General features: G+C 65.3%; 20 protein-coding genes. 6 read left to right on the top strand and 14 right to left on the bottom strand.

Going from position 1 to position 17,871, the window contains the following annotated elements; all coding sequences use genetic code 11:
- Window positions 1-895: 895 nt before the first annotated feature.
- Entirely contained in the window at window positions 896-1,396 is a 501-nt protein-coding gene (locus tag QWY79_RS05950) for a hypothetical protein (protein ID WP_290270842.1), read from the top strand.
- A 107-nt stretch (window positions 1,397-1,503) separates the two neighbouring features.
- On the opposite strand, the gene QWY79_RS05945 is transcribed toward QWY79_RS05950, so the two are convergent.
- Window positions 1,504-2,316, bottom strand: coding sequence for a Tim44 domain-containing protein (locus QWY79_RS05945; protein ID WP_290270840.1), 813 nt, complete (start codon window positions 2,314-2,316; stop codon window positions 1,504-1,506).
- Window positions 2,317-2,650: 334 nt separating this feature from the next.
- Here QWY79_RS05945 and QWY79_RS05940 point away from each other — a divergent pair, with 334 nt between their 5' ends.
- Entirely contained in the window at window positions 2,651-3,226 is a 576-nt protein-coding gene (locus tag QWY79_RS05940; RefSeq protein ID WP_141320280.1) for an isochorismatase family protein, read from the top strand.
- Between the two features lie 30 nt (window positions 3,227-3,256).
- Here the strand turns inward: QWY79_RS05940 and yaaA are convergent, their stop codons facing one another.
- Both yaaA and QWY79_RS05930 read right to left on the bottom strand, forming a co-directional pair.
- Window positions 3,257-4,039, bottom strand: coding sequence for a peroxide stress protein YaaA (gene yaaA, locus QWY79_RS05935; protein ID WP_290270837.1), 783 nt, complete (start codon window positions 4,037-4,039; stop codon window positions 3,257-3,259).
- A 94-nt stretch (window positions 4,040-4,133) separates the two neighbouring features.
- Window positions 4,134-5,165 carry an NADP(H)-dependent aldo-keto reductase gene (locus tag QWY79_RS05930; RefSeq protein ID WP_290270835.1) on the bottom strand — a complete coding sequence of 344 codons (1,032 nt, stop codon included), beginning with the start codon at window positions 5,163-5,165 and terminating at the stop codon, window positions 4,134-4,136.
- Between the two features lie 291 nt (window positions 5,166-5,456).
- Between QWY79_RS05930 and QWY79_RS05925 the strand changes: the two genes are divergently transcribed.
- Both QWY79_RS05925 and QWY79_RS05920 read left to right on the top strand, forming a co-directional pair.
- Window positions 5,457-5,972 (top strand): tetratricopeptide repeat protein, encoded by a 516-nt coding sequence (locus QWY79_RS05925; protein WP_141320286.1) that lies wholly within the window; start codon window positions 5,457-5,459, stop codon window positions 5,970-5,972.
- Window positions 5,973-6,052: 80 nt separating this feature from the next.
- Entirely contained in the window at window positions 6,053-6,541 is a 489-nt protein-coding gene (locus tag QWY79_RS05920; protein ID WP_141320288.1) for a hypothetical protein, read from the top strand.
- A 27-nt stretch (window positions 6,542-6,568) separates the two neighbouring features.
- Here the strand turns inward: QWY79_RS05920 and QWY79_RS05915 are convergent, their stop codons facing one another.
- The 6 genes from QWY79_RS05915 to QWY79_RS05890 all read right to left on the bottom strand — a co-directional run bounded on the left by QWY79_RS05915 (window position 6,569) and on the right by QWY79_RS05890 (window position 9,968).
- A complete protein-coding gene (locus QWY79_RS05915; protein WP_290270830.1) occupies window positions 6,569-7,117 on the bottom strand; it encodes an LOG family protein in 549 nt (182 codons plus the stop codon).
- A 23-nt stretch (window positions 7,118-7,140) separates the two neighbouring features.
- Window positions 7,141-7,662, bottom strand: coding sequence for a DUF501 domain-containing protein (locus tag QWY79_RS05910; RefSeq protein ID WP_290270828.1), 522 nt, complete (start codon window positions 7,660-7,662; stop codon window positions 7,141-7,143).
- On the bottom strand, window positions 7,634-7,960 hold the full coding sequence (locus QWY79_RS05905) for a hypothetical protein (protein ID WP_141320294.1): 327 nt from the start codon (window positions 7,958-7,960) through the stop codon (window positions 7,634-7,636). The genes QWY79_RS05910 and QWY79_RS05905 overlap by 29 nt, the downstream gene beginning before the upstream one ends.
- 86 nt (window positions 7,961-8,046) lie before the next feature.
- Window positions 8,047-8,514, bottom strand: coding sequence for a Cys-tRNA(Pro) deacylase (gene ybaK, locus QWY79_RS05900; protein WP_290270825.1), 468 nt, complete (start codon window positions 8,512-8,514; stop codon window positions 8,047-8,049).
- Window positions 8,511-8,921: an acyl-CoA thioesterase gene (locus QWY79_RS05895; protein WP_290270824.1), complete on the bottom strand. Its 411-nt coding sequence runs from the start codon at window positions 8,919-8,921 to the stop codon at window positions 8,511-8,513. Before QWY79_RS05895 ends, ybaK begins: the two co-directional genes overlap by 4 nt.
- A gap of 216 nt (window positions 8,922-9,137) precedes the next feature.
- Window positions 9,138-9,968, bottom strand: a complete 831-nt coding sequence (locus QWY79_RS05890) for a hypothetical protein (RefSeq protein ID WP_290270822.1) — start codon at window positions 9,966-9,968, stop codon at window positions 9,138-9,140.
- 112 nt (window positions 9,969-10,080) lie between these two features.
- Between QWY79_RS05890 and QWY79_RS05885 the strand changes: the two genes are divergently transcribed.
- Window positions 10,081-10,422, top strand: coding sequence for a hypothetical protein (locus QWY79_RS05885; protein WP_290270819.1), 342 nt, complete (start codon window positions 10,081-10,083; stop codon window positions 10,420-10,422).
- Window positions 10,423-10,426: 4 nt separating this feature from the next.
- Here QWY79_RS05885 and QWY79_RS05880 read toward each other — a convergent pair whose 3' ends face one another.
- Window positions 10,427-10,861 carry a hypothetical protein gene (locus QWY79_RS05880; protein ID WP_290270816.1) on the bottom strand — a complete coding sequence of 145 codons (435 nt, stop codon included), beginning with the start codon at window positions 10,859-10,861 and terminating at the stop codon, window positions 10,427-10,429.
- Between the two features lie 62 nt (window positions 10,862-10,923).
- Between QWY79_RS05880 and QWY79_RS05875 the strand changes: the two genes are divergently transcribed.
- The gene (locus QWY79_RS05875; RefSeq protein ID WP_290270814.1) at window positions 10,924-12,105 is read left to right on the top strand and encodes a MalY/PatB family protein; all 1,182 of its coding nucleotides are present in this window, start codon (window positions 10,924-10,926) and stop codon (window positions 12,103-12,105) included.
- 74 nt (window positions 12,106-12,179) lie between these two features.
- Here QWY79_RS05875 and QWY79_RS05870 read toward each other — a convergent pair whose 3' ends face one another.
- From QWY79_RS05870 to QWY79_RS05855, 4 genes are all read right to left on the bottom strand, one after another.
- Window positions 12,180-15,158: a valine--tRNA ligase gene (locus tag QWY79_RS05870; protein ID WP_290270811.1), complete on the bottom strand. Its 2,979-nt coding sequence runs from the start codon at window positions 15,156-15,158 to the stop codon at window positions 12,180-12,182.
- A 133-nt stretch (window positions 15,159-15,291) separates the two neighbouring features.
- Window positions 15,292-15,741 (bottom strand): DNA polymerase III subunit chi, encoded by a 450-nt coding sequence (locus QWY79_RS05865; RefSeq protein WP_290270808.1) that lies wholly within the window; start codon window positions 15,739-15,741, stop codon window positions 15,292-15,294.
- Between the two features lie 127 nt (window positions 15,742-15,868).
- Window positions 15,869-16,630 (bottom strand): SDR family oxidoreductase, encoded by a 762-nt coding sequence (locus tag QWY79_RS05860; RefSeq protein ID WP_290270806.1) that lies wholly within the window; start codon window positions 16,628-16,630, stop codon window positions 15,869-15,871.
- Window positions 16,627-17,757 (bottom strand): branched-chain amino acid aminotransferase, encoded by a 1,131-nt coding sequence (locus QWY79_RS05855; protein ID WP_290270857.1) that lies wholly within the window; start codon window positions 17,755-17,757, stop codon window positions 16,627-16,629. Before QWY79_RS05855 ends, QWY79_RS05860 begins: the two co-directional genes overlap by 4 nt.
- Window positions 17,758-17,871 lie beyond the last annotated feature (114 nt).

Below are 17,871 nucleotides of genomic sequence, written 5' to 3'. Positions count from 1 at the left end.
AGCGCCGATGGTAGTGTGGGAGTTCCCATGCGAGAGTAGGTCATCGTCAGGCACTTACATGAAAAATCCCCCGGGTCTTCCCGGGGGATTTTTTTATGTCAGGGTGTCAGGCGATGACCTGGCCTTACCATGCGACCCGTTCGTCGGGAACGAACGGGAACCGCCCCTGGCGGGCCCGCAGGGCGAGCCTCAGGGATGAGGCGAGTAAAGTAGGGTGAGCGCCGCCCGGACAAGGCACGGTCCGAACGCGGCACCGCTTGCCAGGCGCGAACGGGCGAGGTGGAAAGCCGCGTAGCGGCGTCCCGAGCCCAGGCTCAAGGCCACGCAGTGGCCGCAGAGGCGTCAGGCATCTATCCCAGACAAGCCTCCGGTTCTTTCGAGAATCGGGGGCTTTTGTTTATGCCTGTACAGTGACCTGGCCTTACCGTTCGTCGGGAACGAACGGGAACCGCCCCTGGCGGGCCCGCAGGGCGAGCCTCAGGGATAAGGCGAGTAAAGTCGGGTGAGCGCCGCCCGGACAAGGCACGGTCCGAACGCGGCACCGCTTGCCAGGCGCGAACGGGCGAGGTGGAAAGCCGCGTAGCGGCGTCCCGAGCCCGGGCTCAAGGCCACGCAGTGGCCGCGAGCGGATGGCCGCCCCGACGTCAGGCATCTATCCCAGCCAAGCCTCCGGTTCTTGCGAGAATCGGGGGCTTTTGTGCATGTCGGTAGCCGATCTTTCCTTGCCGGGGTGTCCCTTCATGCAGACGGGAACCTGACGCTAACTGGCGACGCCCCATGAAGAATGTTGAAGGATAGTGGAGTGGGCCTGCCAAATCCCTGAATCAGTTGGCAATTTGAATTTACTCGTACTAGGGTAAGCAAACGTTATTCCGTTGATCTAAGGAGGGGAAGGATGAAACAGGAACTGCTGCGTAAACTCGCGCTGATGATGCTGATCGGTACGACCTCGGTTGGCCTGGCTGCATGCAGTGGCGAGGAAGAAGCCGAAGAGAACACCGAGCAGGCGGCCGAGAGCGCCGAGCAAAGCGCTGAAGAAGCCGCTGACGAAACGGATGCGGCCATGGATGAGGCTGCCGAGGACACCGAGCAGGCAGCGGATGAGGCCGCAGAGGGTGCCGACGAGGCCATGGATGAGGCGGCCGAGGAAACCGAGCAGGCCGCAGACGAAGCGGCGGAAAGCACGCAAGACGCCGTGGATGAAGCCGCCGAAAACACCGAGGAAGCTGCCGACGAAGCCGGGCAGGCCATGGATGAAGCGGCCGAGAACGTCGATCAGGCCGTGGAAGATGCCGGTGAAAGTGCAAGTGAAGCGGCAGAAGATGCTACGGAGAGCACGGGCGAAGCCATGGAAGATGCCGGTGAGGCAACCCAGGAAGCCGCCGACGAGACGTGATCATCTCTCACGGCTCACCGTCGGGTGCTGTCACCATCAGTGAAGAAGTGGAAAGGCCGAGCAATGCTCGGCCTTTCGCATTTTGACGCCCTGCCGGTGAGTCCCGTTCAGCTTGCCGTGTTCTGCTCGATTCCCTTCACATACCAGGGGGCACCATCGCGCAGCTCGCGCACAAGGTGCCAGGTCTCGCTGAATTCGTTCTGCGCGCCGTTCTCACCCAGAGTGCCGTGGAACCATACGCTGGCCTCGGCTTGTCGGCCGAGCTCCTGGACACTGCCCAGTTCGGCGAAGAGCCGGATGATCTCGGTCTGGTTGTTGGCGGGATGCTGATCGCGTTCCTGACGCAACAGGTTATAGAGCTCTGGCGTCACGTAGTCCTGAATCAGGGTGAAGTCATTATTGTCCCAGGCGCGTTGCAGCGTCATGAAGTGCTCCTTGGCACCGCCCAGGAAGCGCTCCGTATCGAACCACTCCGGTGCCAGAGAGCTGTCTCTCGCGACGCCAGACGTGAAGGCCCGAGGCTGCGCCTGGTCGACGTGAGGCGCCTGCGGACTGGCCTGTCGAGCGCCGACGCTGGCCGGGCGTCGGCGCGCCAGCAGCCGCAGGAGGAGAAAGGCGGCGCCGGCGATCAGCAGCAGGTCCAGCAACCGCATTTCATCGAAGGCGCCACCGAAAAAGAGTGAGGCCAGCAGCCCGCCAGCCAGGAGTCCGGCAAAGGGACCGGCGAATTTCGACAGACTGCTGGACGGCTTGCGCTGGGCGCCGGTCGCGGCCTTGGGGGCGCTGGTGCTCTGGGAGCTGAGGGTGCGGGAGTAGCTGCCGACACTCTTGCCGCCTCCCATGCGGCGGGCATCGGCGTGCTCGACGGCGAGGCCGAAGCCGAGCATGCCGATGAGGAAGGTGACGAGAAAATGGCGCATCGCAGAGTCTCCATGGGGCCTTGCGGCCCATCAACTATCGAAGCGACTATTCTAGGGGAAACTCTGCTTGAATGCCTGCGCACGTAAAGCGCTGGGCTATAGCCGCCATTCATGGCGGCTACCCTGCGGGCCCGTCCAAAGACGGTTCAAATTCGCTTCCGGCGAATTTGTGCGCGGTGCGGGAGGGCTCGCCCAGCTCGCGGTCATGTCTCGTTGGCTGCGCTTCGTGCGCCTCACTGTATTCGGCTATTGATTCAGCAATTCCCGGGCGATTGAGCTGAGGCAAGGCATCGCCTCAAGCCGAGTGTCCTTCATCCTGTCGGGAGGCAATGACATGCAAATGCAACGGGAGTCGAGTCTGCTGCTGATCGTGGATCTGCAGAGCCGTTTGCTTCCGGAACTGGCGGGCGGGGCGCAGGTGATCGAGGAAGCCACCTGGATGGCGCGTGTTGCCGAATCACTCGGCGTGCCGGTCTGGTTGACCGAACAGTATCCGCAGGGGCTCGGTCATAGCGACGCCACACTGCTGGAGGCCCTGGCGTCGCCCCGTTGCTGGCAGAAGACGCACTTCAATGCACATGCCGAGCCGGACTTCGCGCAGGCTCTGGCACAGAGCGGTCGTCGACAGATCGTGCTGTGCGGTGCCGAAGCCCATGTCTGCGTGCTGCAGACCGGCCTGGGGCTATGCGCGGCCGGTCATGAGGTCTTCTGGCTGAGCGAGGCGGTCGGCAGTCGACGGCGAGACGAAGTGGCCCTGGCGCGCAAGCGCATGGAAAGGGCCGGCGCCCAGGCCGTGAGCGCCGACATGGTGGCCTACGAATGGCTCGAGCGTTGCGACGACCCTGTCTTCAAGGAGACTCACCGACGCTTTCTGAAGGAGCGTGCCCGGCGTCCACTGATCCTTGACTAGCCGGGCCGGCCGCTGCGCGATGGTACCGGGTCAGGGACGGTCACGCTCGTCACGGCAGAATACCAGCGTATTGCCTTCCGACATGGCCGCATTGAAGCGGTAGCCGGCGACATCGAAGTGCTTCAGCGCCTCGGCATCATCCAGCCGCTGGCGGATCATCCAGGCCGCCATCAGTCCGCGTGCCTTCTTGGCATAGAAACTGATGATCTTGTATTGACCGTTCTTCTCGTCCTTGAAGACCGGTGTGATGATCCGTGCATCCAGGCGTGCGGGGTCGATTGACTTGAAATACTCGTTGGAAGCCAGATTGACCAGCACGCGGCTGCCGCTCTGCGCGATGGCCTGGTTCAGCGCCGTGGTCAGCTCATCGCGCCAGAAGGCATACAGGTCCTGGCCGGCCGGGTTGGCGAGCTTGGTGCCCATTTCCAGGCGATAGGGCTGGATCAGGTCGAGGGGCCTCAGCAGACCGTAGAGGCCGGAAAGGATGCGCAGGTGGTCCTGGGCAAAGTCGTTGTCGGCCTCATCGAAGCTCCCGGCCTCCAGGCCGACATAGACGTCGCCCTGGAAGGCCTGGGCCGCCGGCTTGGCATTCTCGGGCGTGAAGGGGGTATGCCAGTCGGCGAAGCGAGCGGCATTGAGGCCGGCGATCTTGTCGCTGACGCCCATCAACCGGCTGATTTCCTGGGGCGACTTGTCGCGCATGATGTCGACCAGGGTCTGACTATGCTCGAGGTAATCCGGCTGTGTGTGCCGGTCAGTAGTGGGCGGTGTCTCGAAGTCCAGCTTCTTGGCCGGGGAAATCACGCTCAGCATGGGGCGCTCCTCACGCGTCGTTGGCTATTGGCCGGATTATATCAAGGAGGTGGCCGGGACGGGGCTATCGGACCGATAGCCCCGTGATCGGTGGTCAGGGGCAGGGGTTGGGCAAGCGCTGGTGAACCTGCTCGATGGCGTCCAGCACATCGTCGCTCAGGCGTAGTGATTCGCTGGCCAGGTTGCTTTCGAGCTGGGCCATGCTGGTGGCGCCAATGATGTTGCTGGTCAGGAAGGGGCGCGAATTGACGTAGGCCAGTGCCATCTGGGCCGGGTCGAGGCCGTGCGCGCGGGCAATGTCCACGTACGCGCGGGTAGCCTCTTCGGCCTGCGGCGAGGTATAGCGCTTGAAGCGCTCGTAGAGGGTCAGGCGTGCGCCTTCCGGACGAGCGCCGTCCAGGTACTTGCCCGAGAGTACCCCGAAGCCCAGCGGTGAATAGGCCAGCAGGCCGACGTTTTCACGATGCGCGACTTCGGCCAGGCCTACCTCATAGGTGCGGTTCAGCAGGCTGTAGGGGTTCTGGACCGAGGCAACCCGCGGCAGGCCCATCCTGTCCGCCAGGTGAAGGGCGTGCATGACACCCCAGGGGGTCTCGTTGGAAAGCCCGACGGCGCGGATCTTGCCGGCCTGAACCAGCTCCTGAAGCGCCGACAGGGTTTCTTCCAGCGCGATGGCATCCTCCTGCTCGTCAGGCTGATAGCCCAGGCGGCCGAAGAAGTTGCTGCGCCGATCCGGCCAGTGCAGCTGGTAGAGGTCGATGTAATCGGTCTGCAGGCGTTGCAGACTGGTATCGATGGCCTGGTGCACCTGCTCGCGGGTCAGGCGCGAGCCGCCGCGCAGGTAGTCCAGCCCGGGACCTGCTATCTTGCTGGCCAGGATGATGTCATCCCGGGAGCCGCGCGAGGCCAGCCAGCTGCCGATATAGCGTTCGGTGAGTCCTTGGGTGTCGGCGCTGGGCGGTACCGGGTACATCTCGGCGGTATCGATGAAATCGATGCCGCAGGAGACGGCACGATCCAGCTGTTCGTGGGCCTCGGCTTCACTGTTCTGTTCACCAAAGGTCATGGTGCCGAGGCACAACCGGCTGACTTCGATACCCGTGTTTCCCAGGGGGCGCGTCTGCATCCGTCACTCCTCACGATAATGTGGTTGGAACCGCCATGCCTGCCGCCGACAGGACCGCTCGTGCATGGGCGAGAATGCCTTGGGCAGGCGGCTCGTCAGGCATGGTAGCGGGGGGAAGCAGAAGCGTAAACGCCAAGGGGTTGAGTCGCCGTGTAGCCGAGCGTATGCTTGCCTTCCCGTTGGCAAGGCGGAGCCTGGAATTCGCCAACGCACGCATGTGAACGACGCCGGTCACAGGGTGGTGCTCGACGTCACTATCGAATCGAACCTCAGGACTCAGGATGGTTTGCCATGCCACAGGCAGCGTCACTGTTTACTCGGATCGAGTACCGTCTGGCACAACAGCTCGTGCATACTCGCTGGTTGCCTCGTTCGCCGCAGACTCAGCGGTTGACCATGCACCTGTTCCAACGCTGCGCCAAGGCCGGACACCCCGCGGCCCTGGCACAGTACGGTCATATGCTGTTTCACCGCGGCGTGTCCCCCCAGGACAAGGCGCGGGGAGCGCGCTATGTGATCGAAGCCGCCCATGGCGGTGATACTCACGCCCAGTTTCGCGCCGGCCAGATCCACGAGCATGGTTGCACCCAGTACCCGCGCCGTGAAGATCACGCCGTGACCTGGTACGCCCGGGCCGGTGAAGCGGGCCACCCCCAGGCAGCGGCGCGGCTTGCCGATGCCTATCGCGACGGCGATCTGGGACTGCCGGTCGATGGCGAACGGATGGCCTACTGGCAACGGCTGGCCGATCAGTTCACGGCGTCACCCGAGTTACTGGACAGCCGGGAAGCCGGGACGCGACACTAGGGCCAGGTGTCTCAGTGACGAGACGTGAACCACTGGCCGAGCCCCTGGTGCAGCGGCCCTGACCAAGGAACCCCCTTTCCGTGACGCTACCGACATTGCTGGATATCGAAGCGTCCGGTTTTGGGCGCGGTAGTTACCCCATTGAAATCGGCCTGGCGCGGGCCGATGGCAGCGTCTGCGCTTTTCTGGTCCACCCCCTCGACGAATGGACGCACTGGGACCCCAAGGCGGAACTGCTGCACGGCATCTCCCGGGCACGCCTGGAGCGTGAGGGCTACCCTGTGCGCCAGGTAGCACGCTGGCTCAATGACGAGCTGAGCGATATCGGCATCGCCTACAGTGACAGCTGGGGTTACGACAATACCTGGATGTCCCTGCTCTTCCACCATGCCGGGATGCTGCCCGCCTTCCGTCTCGAGGCCTTGCGTCGGCTGCTGAGCGAAACCCAGATGGAGCGCTGGAGCGATACCAAGGAAGCCATCATTCGGGAGCAGGGCGTCCTGCGCCATCGTGCCGGCGAAGATGCCCGTCTGCTGCAGCTGACCTACCAGCGCACCCTGGATTACTGACGCCTGACACGCGCTGTCACTCCGGCCTCACCGGCCGAGGCGCTGCTCCAGCGCATCGAGCAGCGGCGCCGGCGAGTCGGCATCCAGCAGGTTGGCGCGGGTGTCGGCATCGAGGAAGCCGTGTTGCACGGTGTTATCGAGAAAGGTCAGCAGTGGCGCATAGAAGCCTCGGGTATCGAGCAGTCCCAGCGGCTTGTCGTGCAGGCCCAGATACTGCCAGGTCCAGGCTTCGAACAGTTCCTCCAGGGTCCCGATTCCCCCCGGCAGGGCAATGAAGGCGTCGCTGTGGGCGGCCATGCTGGCCTTGCGTTCATGCATGTTGCTGACGCGTATCAACCGGGTGAGTCCGGTATGGGCCTGCTCGCGCTCCACCAGATGATCCGGCATCACGCCGGTCACCTCGCCGCCGGCGGCCATCATGCTGTCGGCCAGCGCCCCCATCATGCCGACGCGAGCCCCACCGTAGACCAGTGCGTGGCCACGCGATGCCAGCTCACCGCCGAGCGTCCCGGCGGCTTCCAGGAAGGCCGGGTCATGGCCGGTGCGCGAGCCAAGATAGACGCAGAAGGTCGACATGGGGTTCTCCGGGGGCAGTCGTCTCAGGGCAGACAGTCGGCGACGCCATGGTGTTCGTCCAGCCACTGGCCGATGACATTGTGGCCACACAGGTGGTGCGCATACTGGGTGTGCAGGCAGCGTACCTGGTTCCAGTTGGCGATACCGCCGATGCCGCGCTCGCGCAGTACCGTCTCGTAGCCCAGCTCCTGCACCCTGGTGTGTTGTGCGGGCGTCATGCAGTGCCAGCGCGTGGCGATGTAGTCGCGATGGCTCTGGTGATAGGCCGCAAGGAAGTCGGGCTCCTCGCGCAGGCGCGCTTCCAGCTGCTTGATCACGCCGGCCGCCTCGAGGTGGCTGAGTTCGATCTTCAGGCGCTCCGAGCTCAGCCAGTAGAGCGTTGGGAAGGGGGCGCCATCGACGATGGGGGCCATGCGCAGCACCAGTGGTGTGCCTTCACCATCGGTGGCCGCCAGGGCCTCGATGCCCCGGGGGGCACGGCCCAGCTGTTCGGTGATGAGCGCCATCTGGCGTTCGTCAGGCATCGTGTCGGGACGAATCACCATCGTTGTCATCTCGTATGAACTTGTTCGAGCGGCCCACGGCGCGGAAGAAGGTCCGATTGAGCTGTTCCGGTGTCGGAACATAGTTCCAGTAGCGGTCGCAGTAATCGTTGGCCCGTGCCATCAGCACGTCGTAGAGGCGGTTGAACGGCGCATCATAATCGTAAGGGTCGGCCCCGAACAAGCGGATGTGCGGATAGTCGGCGAAGCGCTCCATGAAGTAGCGCTCCAGATCGGCCTCCACGGCATGGTGGCGGGCGACGTTGTCTGGATCGAGCCAGAGGTCGTAGCGGATGGCCATCGTCGGCTCCCTTGGGTCGAGCGGCTCGGTGGTACCGAGCCGTCTGTCACGCTTGGACAGTGCAGCGTGGTGTTCGGCTCGGCGACTCAGCGAGCCAATGAGGTGAAACGGCCGTTCAGCAAGCCGATCAGGTCCGCCGGCGCCAGGCAGATTTCCAGGCCGCGTCGTCCCCCGCTGACGTAAAGCTGTTCGAGAGGCTCGGCGCTGGCATCGATGAAGGCCGGCAGGCGCTTCTTCTGGCCCAACGGGCTGATACCCCCGATCACATAGCCCGTGGCCCGTTCGGCCTCATCGGCCTCGGCCAGGCGAGCCTTGCGTGCGCCGGCGGCCCTGGCCAGTGCCTTGAGGTCCAGCTGGCCGGAAACCGGCACCAGGGCCATGACCAGCTGGCCTGTGTCGAGGCGGGCCAATAGTGTCTTGAAGACCTCGTGCGTTGCCAGGCCCAGCGCATCGACGGCCTCTTCGCCATAGGCCGGGTGGCGCGCATCGTGCTCGTACGTCGCGAGCGCAAAGCCGATACCGGCCTTTTCCAGCACCTTGACGGCCGGAGTCATGCGTCGTCCGCCTCCGTTGCCTGCAAGTGTTCGCTCAAGGCTTCGCGCAGTGTGCCCTCGATGGGTACGGCGCATCCGGCCTGGTGGTCATAGTGCATCATGACGGTATGGCCGGTATTGGTCAGTCTGCCGGACTGACGGGCTTCCTGGGTCACGGTGAAGGAACTGTTGCCGAGCCGCGAGAGGTAGGTGCGGATCTCGATGTCGCGACCGTAATACAGCTCGCCGTGATAGTCGATTTCCATGCGCGCCATGATCAGTCGCCAGCGGCGCGGGTCCAGGTCCGGCGTGAACAGGGGAAAGAGGTCGTTGCGGGCCCACTCGAACCAGGCCGGCAGGCGCGTATTGTTGATGTGGCCCAGCGCATCGGTGTCGTAGAAGGCGGGCTCGAGAGTGCGAACGAACATGCAGTTTCCTCTTCAGAGGGTGTTTACAAATTACTGCGCTCGCCCATGCGGCGTTGAAATCAGCCTCAAAATGCTCATTTACCAGCTCGTAAACTCCGCTTTTTTAGCTGATTTCGCCTGGCCTGGCCGTCGCTCGTGACTTTTGTAAACACCCTCTCGGCATATGCGGCCAGATATCTCCCGGCATGGCGATGCCTGGAGCATCACTATAGCATGCTAGCGAGTCGCTTCCGGGTCCTCGGTGACGCTGCGCCGTTGTTGCCACAGGGCCTGTCCGCGGGTCCAGGCCAGCAGCCAGAGCGTGGCGGCGGCAAAGCCGACCAGGGTGCCCCAGGTGAGTCCCAGGGCATCATAGGCCAGCGAGACGCACAGGGCATAGCACAGCAGCGAACCCAGCCCGGCCGGGTAGTGCTTGATGACGGTGGCCACCGGTGCGGCACCATGGGTCAGGTGCAGTATCACCAGAAACGGGTACATGGTGACCGGGAAGGCCGCCATGACACCGGCCCAGCTGCTCGGCACGACATGCGCCAGAGCGGTGATGACGAAGATGATGCCGGCCGCAAGGCCGGCGCGCAGTGCCAGGGCAGCGGCGCTGAAGCCGCCGCGTGGCGGCGCGGTGTGCTCGGGAATGCGGCGATACAGCCAGCTGAAGACGAGGATCGCCAGCAGGGTGATCAGGGTGCCGCCCAGCCGATTGACATCGAAGCGGGTCAGCAGCAGGCTCATCAACCCCCAGGCGAGCAGGCCGCCCAGGGTGCCCGCGATGACACCGCGCAAGCCGTCACGTCGACCACACAGCAGATAACCACCCCCCAGGGCCAGGGTCGCGGTGAACCCTGCCAGGGTGTGCACGGCACTCTCGGCGGCAAAGCCCGGCGAGATTTCCAGGCCGATGAAGAACAGCGCGATGGCCGTGCCCAGCGGGTAGCCGGAGAGCAGGCCGGCAGCGCGCGTGCTGAGGCGCTCGGCGATCACCGAGAGGCCCAGCACCACGCCGATCGAGACCAGCAGCTTGGCCAGTTGCCATTCAAGTGGGACTTCCATGACGCTATCCTGTTGGTGTCGAGAGTCGCCCGGCCCGGGCGCGTAAGCTTCGAGTGCGTCACCGGCAGGCGCAGAGCCGGGGCGCCGCCAGCCCGCCACCGTCGAGGTACGCATGACCGGTCACGCGCTGTCCCCGCCAAGTCGTCCCGAACACTGTGAGCTGTGTCGGCGCGCCGCGCCGCTGACACGCCATCACCTGATTCCGCGTACCCTGCACGCCAAGGCACGCTATCGGCGTCGGTTCGACCGGGCCGAGCGCCTGAGCGCGATTCTATGGGTCTGCCATGCCTGCCATCGACATATCCACGCACTGTTCAGCGAGCGCGAGCTGGCCGACCATTATCGCAGCCGCGAGGCCCTGCTGGGGCATCCCGAGGTCCAGACCTTCGTCGCATGGCTGGCCACCAAGCCGGCGGGCTTCGAGCCCAAGCGCCCGACCCGGCGGCGACGCTGATGGCTTACACCAGACGCAGGCCCTGCTGATCCACCCAGGCGGCCTTGAGGGCGGTCTCCAGAGGCGAGTGCAGGTGTGCGGGCAGGGCGTCGACGGCGGCCTCATAACTCTCGACCTGGCGATTGCGCAACCAGCAGTAGGCCCAGGCACAGGCCTCTTCGTCGCTTTGCGGCACGGGCCGCGCCGGCATCTGGGTCAGCAGAAAGACCGCGGTACGTCCGGCCCAGAGCGGGATATCCGCGTGACGATCGCCGGCGCCCCAGGCCTCGAGGGTGGCACCGCTGGGCGTGGCCTCGGGCTCGCCCAGTTTGGCGACCCGGGCCGTTTCGGCAAGAATCAGTGCCAGGCGGTCGCGGTCGCCCTGGCCGAGTGCCAGCCACTGGGCGATGACGGCCGGCAGGCCCTGGCGGACCTTGGAATAGAAGCTGCTTTGGGGCATGGTTTGATGCATTCTCAGGGGCGTCACATGACGCCGGATCAGGAGCAAAGGATGGCCACTTCATGACCGCGACCTTCGATTTTGTCACGCCCGTCGAGCGGCGACACCCCTCCAATGGCTACTGGCCGTCACAGAAATGGCATCGCTATGCGGAGGATGTCCTGCCGCTGTGGGTGGCCGACATGGACTTCCGCTCGCCGCCGGCGGTCATCGAGGCGCTTCAGGCCCGGGTCGAGCATGGCGTCTATGGCTATGGTCTGGTGGCCGACGGCCTGCGCGATGCCGTCTGCCGCTGGAGCCGTGAGCACTATGGCTGGGCGATCGAACCCGACTGGCAGGTGTGGCTGCCTGGCGTGGTGCCGGCCCTCAACATGGCCAGCCTGGCGCTGACCGAGCCCGGCGACGGCGTGCTGACCATTACGCCGATCTATCCGCCCTTCCTGCAGGTGGCCGAACGCACCGGCCGCGAGCCCCAGCAGGCGGCCATGCGGCCGCCCCGGGCGGCAGGCGATGACTGGCAGCTGGATCTCGAGGCCCTCGAGGCCGCCATCACGCCGCGCACCCGGCTGCTGCTGTGGTGTCACCCGCACAACCCGACCGGACGCGTCTGGCGCCCGGACGAGCTGGAAGGGCTGGCCCGCCTGGTCGAGCGCCATGAGCTTTACGTGGTCTCCGACGAGCTGCACTGCGACCTGCTGCTCGATGACGGCGCTCGACACCAACCGCTGGCGGCTCTGTTCCCGGCGCTGGCCGCGCGCATCATTACCCTCTGGGCGCCATCCAAGACCTTCAATCTGGCCGGGCTGACGGCCGCCTGCGCGGTGATTCCCGATGCCGGCTTGCGTCAGCGCTTCGCGGCACGCCTCAAGGGCCTGCAACCCGACGGCAATGTGCTCGGGCTGGTCGCCGCCGAGGCCGCCTACTGCCACGGCGAGCCCTGGCGGCAGGCCCTGCTGGAGACCCTGCGCGGCCATCGTCGTCGGCTGGAAGAGCATGTCGCCCGCTGGCCGGGCGTGCGCATGGCCTGCCCGCAGTCGACCTATCTGGCCTGGCTGGACCTGCGCGAGTCACCCGCCATGCAGGGCGCTGCCTCGCCTCAGCAGCTGCTGCTCGAGGAGGCGCGCGTGGCGCTTTCGGATGGCGTCAACTTTGGCTGGCCGGGCTTCGTGCGGCTAAACTTCGGCACCACCGCCGAGCAGCTGGAAACGGCTCTGCAGCGCATGGACGGGGTGCTGGCGTCCTGAGGTGACGCCACGCCATACGCCAGCAGCGGAGAGACAGGCCCTGCGCTGCTGGCGTCGTGACGGAGTGGCGGGCCCTAGAGCGCGGCGATCCGGTCGCGCTGCTCGACCAGCAGGCGGCGGTTGGTGCTCAGGTCGTCGAGCTTGTCGCGTTCCTTCTGGACCACGGCTTCCGGCGCCTTGGCGACGAAGCTCTCATTGCCGAGTTTCTTCTCGATGCCGTCGATCAGCTTGTCCTGCTTGTCGATCTCCTTGGCCAGACGCGTCAGCTCCGCCTCCTTGTCGATCAGGCCGGCCATGGGCACCAGCACCTCCAGGTCGCCGACCAGCTGGGTGGCGGCCAGCGGGGCCTGGTCGGCATCGGCGAGCCAGTCGATGCTTTCCAGCTTGGCCAGCTTGGCGAGGAAACGGCGGTTGGCGTCCAGGCGCCGGCGGTCATCGGCATCGCCCTTGGTCAGCATCGCCGTCAGCGGCTTGCCGGGGGCAATGTTGAGCTCGGCGCGGATGTTGCGGATCGCCACGATCACGCCCTTGAGCCACTCGATATCACGCTCGGCGTCGTCGTCGATGCGGCTGTCGTCGGCCTGGGGCCAGGGCTGAACCATCAGCGAGTCATCCTCGCCGCGGCTGGTGCCGGCCAGCGGGGCGACGCGCTGCCAGATTTCCTCGCTGATGTAGGGCATCATCGGGTGCGCCAGGCGCAGCACGGTCTCGAGCACGCGTACCAGGGTGCGGCGGGTGCCGCGCTGGGCTTGCGCCGAGGCCTCGTCATCCCAGAGGACCGGCTTGGAAAGCTCCAGGTACCAGTCGCAGTATTCGTTCCAGATGAACTCATAGAGCGCCTGGGAGGCGTGGTCGAAGCGGTATTCCTGCATGGCGCGGGTGACCTGGGCCTCGGTCTGCTGCAGGCGCGAGACGATCCAGCGGTCGGCCAACGACAGTTCGATCTCGCCGCCCCCGTCGTTTTCAAGTTCAGTGCCGCAATCCTGGCCCTCGGCATTCATCAGCACATAGCGCGAGGCGTTCCACAGCTTGTTGCAGAAGTTGCGGTAGCCATCCAGGCGGCCCATGTCGAACTTGATGTCGCGCCCGGTGGTGGCCTGGGACAGGAAGGTGAAGCGCAGGGCATCGGTGCCGTGGGCCTCGATGCCCTGCGGAAATTCCTGACGCGTGGCCTTGGCGATGGCCCTGGCCTTCTGCGGCTGCATCATGTTGCCGGTGCGCTTCTCGACCAGGGTGTCCAGGTCGATGCCGTCGATCAGGTCGATGGGGTCGAGCACATTGCCCTTGGACTTGGACATCTTGTTGCCCTGGCCGTCGCGCACCAGGCCATGCACATAGACCTGCTTGAAGGGCACCTCGCCGGTGAACTCCAGGGTCAGCATGATCATCCGCGCGACCCAGAAGAAGATGATGTCGAAGCCGGTGACCAGCACGCTGCTGGGGTGGAAGGTCTCCAGCGCCGGGGTCTGCTCGGGCCAGCCCAGGGTGCCGAAGGTCCACAGGCCGGAGCTGAACCAGGTGTCGAGGACGTCCTCGTCCTGGTTCAGGGGAACATCGGCGGCGATGCCGTATCGCTCGCGGGCCTCGGCCTCGCTGCGGGCCACGTAGACCCTGCCCTCGGCGTCGTACCAGGCCGGAATGCGGTGGCCCCACCACAGCTGGCGCGAGATGCACCAGTCCTGGAGGTCACGCATCCAGGCGAAATACATGTTCTCGTAGTTCTTCGGCACGAACTCGATGTCGCCGTTCTCGACCGCCGCGATGGCCGGCTTGGCGAGGTTCTCCACGGCCACGAACCACTGGTCGGTGAGATAGGGCTCGATGACATCGCCGGAGCGGTCGCCGAAGGGCTGCATCAGCTTCTTGTGCTCGACCAGCGGCTGTTCCTGGCCGGCTTCATCGGTGGTGGTCACTGCCAGGCCTTCGGCGGTGACGGCCTCGACCACCTGGCGGCGCGCTTCGAAGCGATCCAGCCCGCGCAGTTCGGTGGGCACCAGGTTGACCTCGTCCACACTGCCGATGTCTTCGCCCCGGGCGGCGCGGGATGCCAGGGCGGCGCTTTCCGCATAGGAGAGGCCGTCAGTGCGCATGTGCGCCTTGCGGTCCATCAGGTTGTAGAGCGGAATCGCGTTGCGCTGTGCGACGGCGTAGTCGTTGAAGTCATGGGCGCCGGTGATCTTGACGGCACCCGAGCCGAAGTCGGGGTCGGGATACTCATCGGTGATGATGGGAATCAGGCGACGGTGTTCCTTCGGCCCGACCGGGATCTCGCAGAGCTTGCCGACCAGCGGCGCATAGCGTTCATCGTCCGGGCTCACGGCGACGGCACCATCGCCCAGCATGGTTTCCGGCCGCGTGGTGGCGATGGAGATATAGTCGCGTGTCTCGCACAGCGTGACGTTGCCGTCGGCATCCTTCTCGATGTACTCGTAGGTTTCACCGCCGGCCAGCGGATACTTGAAGTGCCACATATGGCCATCGACCTCGGTGTTCTCCACCTCGAGGTCGGAAATGGCGGTCTCGAACGTCGGGTCCCAGTTGACCAGCCGCTTGCCACGGTAGATCAGGCCCTTGTCGAACAACTGCACGAAGACTTCCTGAACCGCCTTGTAGAAGCCGTCGTCCATGGTGAAGCGTTCGCGGGACCAGTCGACGCTGGCGCCCATGCGCCGCAGCTGGCGGGTGATGTGACCCCCGGATTCCTGCTTCCACTCCCAGATTCGGTCGGTGAAGGCATCACGGCCCAGGTCGTGACGACTCTTGCCTTCCTCGGCGGCGACCTTGCGCTCCACCAGCATCTGGGTGGCGATGCCGGCGTGGTCGGTGCCCACCTGCCACAGGGTATTGTTGCCCTGCATGCGCTTCCAGCGCGTCAGGGTATCCATGATGGTGTCCTGGAAGGCATGACCCATGTGCAGACTGCCGGTGACATTGGGCGGCGGGATCATGATGGAGAAGGGGTCGCCCTTGCCGGAAGGGGCAAAGTGACCATCCTCCTCCCAGCGTTGATACCAGCGGTTCTCGATCTGCTCGGGTTGGTAGGTCTTGTCCATGGGAAATCCGGTCCAGAATGGGTCGCCACCGGGGCTATACAAAGCCTAGAACCGGTCGGCGGGGCATCGTCGAAAATGGGCCCGATTATAGCCCAATCAAGGGCTGAGAGTCAGCCGCAGCTCGATAGGCTGATTAGCGTGCCTGGCTGCCCAGTTGATGGGCCTTAACGGGATAGCCGCGCTTCTTGTAGGTCTGCCAGCAATCACGCTTGGTCTTCAGCACTTCCTGGTGCTGATTGATGATTTCGGCGACCCGCTCGAAGCGTGAAAACCACTCAGGAATCCCCGGGTGCAGGTTGAGCATTGCCTGGGTGCCGGTCTCGCCGGGCGCCGGTGGCTCCTGCCAGCCGATGGTGGCCGGCACGCTATCCGCCATCTCGCTGCCCAGCAGGGCATGCGGCAGGTAGGCATCGGCGCGAAAGTCCCACAGCCGATCATCCAGGGTCCGGGCCATGGCCTCGTCTTCCACATGCAGATGCAGCCGATAGCCCTTGTTGACGATGGTCTCGGCCAACCGGCAGGCAAAGGCCAGCCGGGCATCGAGGGTGGTATCGGGCAGGATGTAGAAGTCGATCTGGGTCATGGATTCCCGCTCCGGCTGCGCCGGGAGTTGTAAGAAATAAGAGGGAAGAAAGAAGAGCAGTTCTCCGATGTCTTCAAGGCGCGTAGCGCCGTTCTTCCTTCTTCAAGCCGCGCAGCGGCGTACTTGTTTAAACCCCGCCATCGATATCGATCAGGCTGCCGGTGCAGAACTCGGCTTCAGCGAGCCACAGGATGCCGTCGGCGATTTCCGCGGGTTCGCCGATGCGGCCCAGCGGGATGCGCGTCCCGGCGGTATCGACCTTGCCGGGGTTGTCGGCGCTGGCGTGGATGCTGGTGCGCACCACGCCGGGGCGTATGCCATTGACGCGGATGCCGGCGTCGGCGAGTTCGCGGGCGAGTCCCCGGGTGAGGCTGTCGATGGCGCCCTTGGAGGCCGCATAGTCGACATACTCATTGGCGCCACCCAGGCGCGCCGCGACGGACGAGATGTTGATGATCACGCCACCGTCGCCACCATGCCGGGTCGCCATGCGCTTGACCGCTTCGCGGGCGCAGATCAAGGGGCCGGTGACATTGGTCCGCATCATGCGCTCGACGCGGGCGAAGCTCATGTCCTCGATACGAGCATTGACGTCCACCATACCGGCGTTGTTGACCAGCACATCGAGGCGCCCCAACTCGCGGTCGAGGGTCTCGAACAGCGACAGTATGCCGGCCTCGTCGGCGACATCGGCCTGGATGGCGATAGCACGACCGCCTGCGGCCTCGATGTCACCGACGACGCCATCTGCCGAGGCCTTGTCACTCCGGTAGTTGATGACCACCGTATAGCCGCGCTGAGCGGCCAGGCGTGCCGTGGCGGCACCGATGCCGCGTCCGGCACCGGTGATCAGCATGACGCGTGAGGCCGGGGGGTGCCGGGTGCTCATGCCAGTCGGGTCAGCCAGCCGTGGGTGTCTTCCCGGCGGCCGTACTGCAGGTCGAGCAGGTGGCCGCGCAGGCGCTTGGCGACCTCGTTGTCGCCGCCGGCGTCGAGGCGGATGGTGTCGTCCTCGGTGACCAGCTCGCCGACCGGGGTGATGACGGCGGCGGTGCCGCAGGCGAAGACTTCGGTGATGTCGCCGCTGGCTGCTCCCTCACGCCATTCGTCGAGGCTGATCGGACGCTCCTCCGGTGTCAGGCCTTCCTCGCGGGCCAGGGTGAGCACCGAGTCACGGGTCACGCCTTCGAGGATGGTGTCGGTGAGCTGCGGCGTCACCAGGCGGCCATCGCGGTAGACGAAGAACAGGTTCATGCCGCCCAGCTCCTCGATCCACTTGTTTTCGGCGGCATCGAGGAAGGCGACCTGGCTGCAGTCGTTGGCTTCGGCCTCCTTCTGGGCGGCCAGCGAGGCGGCGTAGTTGCCGCCGCACTTGGCGAAGCCGGTGCCGCCGGCCGCGGCCCGCTTGTAGTGGGAGGAGAGCCAGATCGAGACCGGCGCGATGCCGCCCTTGAAGTAGGCCGCCGCCGGTGAGGCGATGACGTAGTAGTCGACCTCATGGGACGGACGCACGCCGAGGAAGGTCTCGCTGGCGATCATGAAGGGACGCAGGTAGAGACTGGATTCCTCGGCCGCCGTGGCCGGCGTCGGCACCCAGGCATGGTCCTGGGCCAGCAGGGCCTTGAGCGAGTCGACGAAGTCATCGTCGGACAGCTCCGGCAGGGCCAGGCGACGCGCCGAGCGCCGGAAGCGTTCGGCGTTCTTTTCCGGGCGGAAGGCCCACACCGAGCCGTCATCATGGCGGTAGGCCTTGATGCCCTCGAAGATCTCCTGGGCGTAGTGCAGCACGGCGGCGGCCGGGTCCAGGGTCAGGGGCCCGTAGGGGCGCACTTCATGACCGTGCCAGCCGGCGTCGAGCGTCCAGCGGACATGCGCCATGTGGTCGGTGAAGTAACGGCCGAAGCCGGGATTGGCGAGGATGTCGTCCCGGATGGGGGCTGCCGTGGCCTCGGAGGACGGCAGCACGGTAAAGCGTTGTGTGGGCACGGCGATCGGTCTCCGCTTGGCCCGAGGCATCGACAGCGCCCCGGGGTGATACTGGTACAACGGCCGGCCGGGCGGTCGCTGCATGCGTGTCGAGGGTCGGCTAGCCGGGGCATCCGCTGCCCCGGCAGTACTGTCGTCAATGAA

This window comes from Halomonas sabkhae, from assembly GCF_030409265.1.
Lineage (GTDB): Bacteria > Pseudomonadota > Gammaproteobacteria > Pseudomonadales > Halomonadaceae > Halomonas > Halomonas halmophila.
The sequence above is the reverse complement of the archived record's forward strand: the minus strand, read 5'-3'. Positions and strand labels throughout refer to the sequence as shown.

Coding starts and splice junctions, on each gene's coding strand:
- yaaA (WP_290270837.1), bottom strand. CDS start 4,039: ATGCTGAGCGTGATTTCCCCGGCCAAGAAGCTGGACTTCGAGACACCG.
- ybaK (WP_290270825.1), bottom strand. CDS start 8,514: ATGACTCCGGCCGTCAAGGTGCTGGAAAAGGCCGGTATCGGCTTTGCG.
- QWY79_RS05950 (WP_290270842.1), top strand. CDS start 896: ATGAAACAGGAACTGCTGCGTAAACTCGCGCTGATGATGCTGATCGGT.
- QWY79_RS05890 (WP_290270822.1), bottom strand. CDS start 9,968: ATGGAAGTCCCACTTGAATGGCAACTGGCCAAGCTGCTGGTCTCGATC.
- QWY79_RS05895 (WP_290270824.1), bottom strand. CDS start 8,921: ATGTTCGTTCGCACTCTCGAGCCCGCCTTCTACGACACCGATGCGCTG.
- QWY79_RS05925 (WP_141320286.1), top strand. CDS start 5,457: ATGCCACAGGCAGCGTCACTGTTTACTCGGATCGAGTACCGTCTGGCA.
- QWY79_RS05945 (WP_290270840.1), bottom strand. CDS start 2,316: ATGCGCCATTTTCTCGTCACCTTCCTCATCGGCATGCTCGGCTTCGGC.
- QWY79_RS05855 (WP_290270857.1), bottom strand. CDS start 17,757: ATGCCTCGGGCCAAGCGGAGACCGATCGCCGTGCCCACACAACGCTTT.
- QWY79_RS05910 (WP_290270828.1), bottom strand. CDS start 7,662: ATGGTGATTCGTCCCGACACGATGCCTGACGAACGCCAGATGGCGCTC.
- QWY79_RS05930 (WP_290270835.1), bottom strand. CDS start 5,165: ATGCAGACGCGCCCCCTGGGAAACACGGGTATCGAAGTCAGCCGGTTG.
- QWY79_RS05940 (WP_141320280.1), top strand. CDS start 2,651: ATGCAAATGCAACGGGAGTCGAGTCTGCTGCTGATCGTGGATCTGCAG.
- QWY79_RS05860 (WP_290270806.1), bottom strand. CDS start 16,630: ATGAGCACCCGGCACCCCCCGGCCTCACGCGTCATGCTGATCACCGGT.
- QWY79_RS05865 (WP_290270808.1), bottom strand. CDS start 15,741: ATGACCCAGATCGACTTCTACATCCTGCCCGATACCACCCTCGATGCC.
- QWY79_RS05870 (WP_290270811.1), bottom strand. CDS start 15,158: ATGGACAAGACCTACCAACCCGAGCAGATCGAGAACCGCTGGTATCAA.
- QWY79_RS05875 (WP_290270814.1), top strand. CDS start 10,924: ATGACCGCGACCTTCGATTTTGTCACGCCCGTCGAGCGGCGACACCCC.
- QWY79_RS05880 (WP_290270816.1), bottom strand. CDS start 10,861: ATGCCCCAAAGCAGCTTCTATTCCAAGGTCCGCCAGGGCCTGCCGGCC.
- QWY79_RS05905 (WP_141320294.1), bottom strand. CDS start 7,960: ATGGCCATCCGCTACGACCTCTGGCTCGATCCAGACAACGTCGCCCGC.
- QWY79_RS05915 (WP_290270830.1), bottom strand. CDS start 7,117: ATGTCGACCTTCTGCGTCTATCTTGGCTCGCGCACCGGCCATGACCCG.
- QWY79_RS05885 (WP_290270819.1), top strand. CDS start 10,081: ATGACCGGTCACGCGCTGTCCCCGCCAAGTCGTCCCGAACACTGTGAG.